The sequence below is a fragment of the Nocardioides sp. P5_C9_2 genome, from assembly GCF_054049555.1.
This window is the reverse complement of sequence record NZ_JBFUMD010000279.1, coordinates 1-5,177: the sequence shown is the minus strand read 5'-3', so window position 1 is coordinate 5,177 and position 5,177 is coordinate 1. Positions and strand designations below refer to the sequence as shown.

The window sequence follows — 5,177 nt, the reverse complement described above, 5'->3', positions numbered from 1 at the left end:
AAGCGGTGCCGGGCCCGTGGTGCCGCCGCACGCCTCTCCCCCCGGTCCGTCCACCGGTCCGGCCGCCGGTCCGTCCGCCGGCTCGGGGCAGGCAGGGACGAGGACGGGCGTGGCACGCACCGACTCTAACGGCGGTGCGGTCGCGCGGGCGGAGGACTCGGCGGTGCCGGGGGGTGCGGTCCGACCCCCTAGAGTTGTCGCTCGTGTCCGACGCTCCGCTCCCTCCGCTCCAGATCGTCGACGTGCAGCGTCGGGTGGGTGCCGAGCTGGACCGCATCGGACCCGTCATCGACGAGCTGGGGGCCCGGTTCGCCGGCGCCGGCGAGGAGCTCGCCCTGGTGGGCGGACCGGTGCGCGACGCGATGCTCGGCCGTCTCCAGAACGACCTCGACTTCACCACCTCGGCCCACCCCGACGTGACCGAGCGGCTGCTCAAGGGCTGGGCCGACGCCATCTGGGACATGGGCCGCGCCTTCGGCACCATCGGCTGCCGCAAGGGGCCCTGGCAGGTCGAGATCACGACGTACCGTGCGGAGACCTACGACCCGTCCTCCCGCAAGCCCGACGTCGAGTACGGCGACTCGCTGGCCGGCGACCTCGGCCGCCGCGACTTCACCGTCAACGCGATGGCGGTGCGGGTGCCGGGCCGCGACTTCGAGGACCTGCACGGCGGGTTGCTCGACCTCGCGCAGCGGGTGCTGCGCACGCCGGGGACGCCCGAGGACTCGTTCTCCGACGACCCGTTGCGGATGATGCGGGCGGCGCGCTTCGCCGCCCAGCTCGGCTTCACYGTCGCTCCCGAGGTCGTCGCCGCGATGACCGCAATGGCCGGCCGCATCGAGATCATCTCCGCCGAGCGGGTGCGCGACGAGCTCGTCAAGCTGGTCTGCGCGCCGTACCCCCGTCTGGGGCTCAGCCTCCTGGTGGAGACCGGGCTGGCGGAGCACGTGCTGCCCGAGCTGCCCGCGCTGGCGCTCGAGCGCGACGAGCACCACCGGCACAAGGATGTCTACGAGCACACCCTCACCGTGCTCGAGCAGTCGATCGACCTCGAGCACCGGCTCGAGCCCGACGTCTCCGCCCCAGACTTCATCAGCCGCTTCGCCGCGCTCATGCACGACATCGGCAAGCCGCGCACCCGGCGCTTCGAGTCCGGGGGCGTGGTGACGTTCCACCACCACGACGTCGTGGGCGCCAAGATGACCCGCAAGCGGATGCGGGCGCTGCGCTTCTCCAACCACGACATCGACGCGGTCAGCACCCTGGTCGAGCTGCACCTGCGCTTCCACGGCTACGGCTCGGGGGAGTGGACGGACTCGGCCGTACGCCGCTACGTGCGCGACGCCGGCGACCAGCTCGAGCGCCTGCACATCCTCACCCGCGCCGACTGCACCACCCGCAACCAGCGCAAGGCCGACCGGCTGCGCCGCACCTACGACTCGCTCGAGGAGCGGATCGCCCGGCTGTCGGAGCAGGAGGAGCTCGACTCCATCCGCCCCGACCTCGACGGCAACGCGATCATGGAGATCCTGGGCGTCGGGCCCGGTCGGGAGGTGGGCGAGGCCTACCGCTTCCTGCTCGAGCTGCGGATGGACGAGGGCAGTCTCGGCCCCGACGAGGCGAGGGCCCGCCTGCTGGAGTGGTGGGCGCACCGCTAGCCTCCCGCCCATGAGCCTTGCGCGTGGCGTGACCGAGGACGTCGAGACCCTGATCGAGGAGTCCGTGGAGGTGGCGGCCGACCCGGCCCGGGTGTGGGCGCTGGTCTCCGACCTGCCGCGGCTGGCCGAGTGGAGCCCGCAGGTGGTGCGCTCCTTCGTCCGGACCGGTCGCCCGATCCGGCTGGGCACGAAGCTGCTCAACGTCAACCGCCGCGGCCTGCTGGTGTGGCCGACCCGGTCCACGGTCGTGCGCTTCGAGCCGCACCGCGAGATCGCGTTCCGGGTCAAGGACAACTTCACGATCTGGTCCCTCACCCTCGAGCCGACGGCCTCGGGCACCCGCGTCGTCCAGCGTCGCGAGGCACCCGACGGGATCTCGGCCGTCTCCGGGCGGCTCACCCGGACCGTGCTGGGTGGCGTGCCGTCCTTCCAGGCCGAGCTGCGCGAGGGCATGCGCGCCACGCTCGCGGGGATCAAGGCCTCGGCCGAGGCCTGACACCGCGCTGGGTCGGGTCGGGCGGGTCGGGCCGGGCGGGTCGGGCCTGCCGGGTCGGGCCTGGATCGCGCCTCGCTCGGGCGACGGAGCTGGCGGCGTAAGTGGCGGCGGACGACGGGGTTCCGGTCCGCCGCGATGTCGCCCGCCGCCAGTGCGCGGATCGGGAGGTCGCCCGCCGCCAGTGTGTGCGGCGTCGTACGCCGATCGGGGGGTCGCGGGAAGCGCGACGAGGCGGCCCACATACCCCCGGGATCGCGGCCGGCCGGTCGGGCGGCTTAGGTGGCGGCGGACGACGGGGTTCCAGAGCGCCGCGGTGTCGCCCGCCGCCAGTGCGCGGATCGGGAGGTCGCCCGCCGCCAGTGTGTGCGGCGTCGTACGTCGATCGTCCGGGGCAGCGCGACAAGGATCGCGCCGGTCGGGCGGCCTAGGTGGCGGCGGACGACGGGGTTCCGGTGCGCCGCGGTGTCGCCGGCCGCCAGTGCGCGGACCGCGATGTCGCCCGCCGCCAGTTGCGCGACGTCGTACGTCGTTCCGGCCCCGGGGAAGCGCGACGAGGCGGCCCGCACACCCCCCGGGTGCGGGCCGCCTCGTCGACGCTGTCGCCCCCCGTGCCCGACAGCGTCACGTGCCCCAGCTCAGTGCCTCGCCCGCACGCCCGTCCTGCCGGTCGTGCCGGAGGAGGGCGTGGCGGAGCCGTCCCCCTGGACGCGACCCGCCGGCACCCCCCTCCGGTGGGCCCGCTTGGGCCGCCGCGGACCAAGCGCCCCCGTGGCACCGGTCCCACCCCCGGCGACCCGACCGGCGATCTGGATCGCCAGCACGGCTGGGATCAGGTCGAGATCCGTGTGCTGCCGCATGGCGCGTCCTTCCGGTCGACTCGTGTGCCGCGGTCCCCCGGTGCGGCCTGTGCACCCCCTCAGAGCGGCCTGTCCCGGCGCAGATACACACACCCGCATCCGGTCTGGACCACCTCGCGGGTCGAGAGGGATCACGGGAAATGCCGACAGCCCCGGCCGGGGGCCGGGGCTGTCGGGTGGTGCGCTCGAACGGGTGGCGCAGCGAGGTCACTCGCCGGCGATGAACTTCTCCAGCTCCGCGCGAMCGAGGTCGTCGGGCATCTGCACCGGCGGGGACTTCATCAGGTACGTCGAGGCCGGGATGATCGGGCCCCCGACGCCACGGTCCATGGCGATCTTGGCGGCACGGACGGCGTCGATGATGATGCCGGCCGAGTTGGGCGAGTCCCAGACCTCGAGCTTGTACTCGAGGTTGAGGGGGACGTCACCGAAGGCGCGGCCCTCGAGGCGGACGTAGGCCCACTTGCGGTCGTCGAGCCACGCGACGTAGTCCGACGGACCGATGTGGACGTTGCGGTCGCTGATCTTGTCGGCCAGCTCGCCCTTGAGGTTCGAGGTCACGGCCTGGGTCTTGGAGACCTTCTTGGACTCCAGGCGCTCACGCTCGAGCATGTTCTTGAAGTCCATGTTGCCGCCGACGTTGAGCTGGTAGGTGCGGTCGAGCGCGACGCCGCGGTCCTCGAACAGCTTGGCCATCACGCGGTGCGTGATGGTCGCGCCGACCTGGGACTTGATGTCGTCGCCGACGATCGGGACGCCGGCGTCCTCGAACTTCTTGGCCCACACCGGGTCGGAGGCGATGAAGACGGGCAGGGCGTTGACGAAGCCGACCCCGGCGTCGATGGCGCACTGCGCGTAGAACTTGTCGGCCTCCTCGGAGCCCACCGGCAGGTAGGACACGAGGACGTCGACCTTGGCGTCCTTGAGGACCTGGACGACGTCGACCGCCTCGGCGGGGGACTCGTCGATGGTCATGCGGTAGTACTTGCCGAGACCGTCGAGCGTCGGGCCACGCAGCACCTCGATGCCGAGCGTCGGGACGTCCGCGATCTTGATGGTGTTGTTCTCGGAGGCGTTGATGGCCTCGGAGAGGTCCTTGCCGACCTTCTTGTCGTCGACGTCGAAGGCGGCGACGAACTCGACGTCACCGACGTGGTAGTCGCCGAACTTCACGTGCATGAGCCCGGGCACGGTGGCCTGCGGGTCGGCGTCGCGGTAGTACTCCACGCCCTGGATGAGGGAGGTGGCGCAGTTGCCGACTCCCGCGATTGCTACTCGTACCGAACCCATGGGGCTCTCCTTGTCTGGCTGGTTGCGTCTACAGGTCTGTGCTGGTGCCGGTGCTGGCGACCGGGGTGGTGCTGATCTGTCCGGGTGACTCGCCGCGCTCGGCCCTGATCAGGTCCGAGAGCCAGCGCACCTCGCGCTCCACCGACTCGACCCCGTGCCGTTGGAGCTCCCCGGCGTAGCGGTCGACCTCGGCCTGGGTTCGCTCGAGGTCCTGCTGGACCCGGGCGAGCCGCTCCTGGAGGCGAGTGCGACGTCCCTCGAGGACGCGCAGCCGGATCTCCATGTCGGTGGAGGAGAAGAAGGCGAAGCGGATGTCGAAGGTGTCGTCCTCCCACGCCGTGGGCCCGACCTCGGACATCAGCCGGGAGAACTCCTCGGTGCCCGCCACGGTGACCTGGTAGACGATCCGCGGCCGCCTGGTCACCTGGGTGGTGGTGCTGAGCTCCTCGATGAGGCCGGTGCGCAGCATCTTCTTCAGGGCCGGGTAGAGCGAGCCGTAGGACAGCACCCGGCCCCAGCCCAGCATGAGGTTCAGCCGCTTGCGCAGCTCGTAGCCGTGCATGGGTGCCTCGTGCAGCAGTCCGAGGACTGCAAGCTCGATGGTCTCTCCGCGACGTGCCACGAGACCTATCGTACCGATATATCCGAGGTGCGCCATTCAGCGCCGCGGTGGCGCGCGCCACGGGCGGCGTCGCGAGGACAGGGCCCAGTCACGCAGGTGGCCGTACCCTTGCCGCCGTGAGTGCGAAGCGCAGAGCAGACGGTCCGGCCTCCAAGCGCCGACCCACCAAGCCCCGCAGGACCACCGGCCAGCGGGTCCGCAGCGTCCTCAAGAAGCTGCTGCTGGTGGGCCTGGTCGTGGGCCTGCTCGGGCTG

General features: G+C 71.8%; 4 protein-coding genes. 2 read left to right on the top strand and 2 right to left on the bottom strand.

The window, feature by feature from the left end; translation table 11 throughout:
• Positions 1-203 precede the first annotated feature (203 nt).
• Positions 204-1,658 (top strand): CCA tRNA nucleotidyltransferase, encoded by a 1,455-nt coding sequence (locus tag ACXJKL_RS13880; RefSeq protein ID WP_457207631.1) that lies wholly within the window; start codon positions 204-206, stop codon positions 1,656-1,658.
• A 10-nt stretch (positions 1,659-1,668) separates the two neighbouring features.
• Complete coding sequence (locus ACXJKL_RS13875; RefSeq protein WP_457207630.1) at positions 1,669-2,154, top strand: SRPBCC family protein; 486 nt, start codon at positions 1,669-1,671, stop codon at positions 2,152-2,154.
• A 1,064-nt stretch (positions 2,155-3,218) separates the two neighbouring features.
• On the opposite strand, the gene ACXJKL_RS13870 is transcribed toward ACXJKL_RS13875, so the two are convergent.
• Both ACXJKL_RS13870 and ACXJKL_RS13865 read right to left on the bottom strand, forming a co-directional pair.
• Positions 3,219-4,301, bottom strand: coding sequence for an inositol-3-phosphate synthase (locus tag ACXJKL_RS13870; protein ID WP_457207629.1), 1,083 nt, complete (start codon positions 4,299-4,301; stop codon positions 3,219-3,221).
• Between the two features lie 28 nt (positions 4,302-4,329).
• On the bottom strand, positions 4,330-4,923 hold the full coding sequence (locus ACXJKL_RS13865) for a PadR family transcriptional regulator (RefSeq protein ID WP_457207628.1): 594 nt from the start codon (positions 4,921-4,923) through the stop codon (positions 4,330-4,332).
• Positions 4,924-5,177: the final 254 nt, after the last annotated feature.